This window comes from Mycobacterium sp. IDUB_37, from assembly GCF_055419245.1.
Genome location: NZ_JBVAXG010000046.1, coordinates 1 through 394, shown reverse-complemented (window position 1 = coordinate 394; position 394 = coordinate 1). Strand labels below are relative to the sequence as shown.

General features: G+C 67.0%; 1 protein-coding gene. It reads left to right on the top strand.

The genetic code is table 11. The features are described 5' to 3' along the window. Positions 1–14: 14 nt before the first annotated feature. Positions 15–394: FHA domain-containing protein (locus tag ACZY1I_RS32240; protein ID WP_463761714.1), on the top strand; the 380-nt coding region annotated here is incomplete at its 3' end.

Sequence of the window (394 nt, the reverse complement as noted above, 5' to 3'; positions counted from 1 at the left end):
GGATGAAAGACACTGTGGGAACGCCCGATTCTGAGCCGCCGCGGTTGGAGTTGCGTAGTGATGGGCGGGTGTGGCGTGTCACGGCGGATCGGTCGTGGACGTTGGGGCGTTCGAGTGGTTCGGATATTCGGTTGGAGAATCCGCGGATCTCGCGGGTGCATGCGGTGTTGGAGCCGACGGAGTCGGGGTGGGTGCTGACCAACCGCAGTAGCAATGGTGTCTTCCTGGACGGCAAGTGGGTGGAACGGTTACCGCTGAGCGGGCCGGTCTCGCTGATGCTGGGCTCACCCACCTCGGGACAGACCGTGGAGATTCGGCCCGCACCCGCGGGCACCGGGCCGGTTCCGGTGGGCGAGGCCACCACCAGCATCGCGCCGCTACCGCGGCTACCCCG